This window comes from Methylobacterium sp. C33D, assembly GCF_053345825.1.
In genome coordinates this window covers 1-252 of sequence record NZ_JBKFAV010000283.1, presented here as the reverse complement: position 1 = coordinate 252, position 252 = coordinate 1, and the positions used below count along the sequence as shown (strand labels likewise).

The 252-nt window shown below is 67.5% G+C and carries 1 protein-coding gene; it reads right to left on the bottom strand.

Going from position 1 to position 252, the window contains the following annotated elements; all coding sequences use genetic code 11:
- Position 1: 1 nt before the first annotated feature.
- The coding region (locus ACLBXO_RS32390) for a flagellin (RefSeq protein ID WP_447687302.1) at positions 2-252 on the bottom strand (251 nt) is incomplete at its 5' end.

Sequence of the window (252 nt, the reverse complement as noted above, 5' to 3'; positions counted from 1 at the left end):
CTCAGCGCAGGAGCTGGAGGACGCCCTGCTGGGCGGAGTTGGCCAGCGACAGGGCCGAGATGCCCATCGACTGGCGGGTCGACAGCGCCTGCGAGTTCGCCGCCTCCTGGTTCAGGTCGGCATTCGTCAGGTTGGCCGAGCCGGTCTGCAGCACGTTGATCAGCTGCTTGGAGAAGTCCTGGCGGTTCTGAACCACCGACAGGTTCGAGCCCAGCGTGCTCGCCGCGGAGTTGAGCGAGTTGCCGGCGCTGG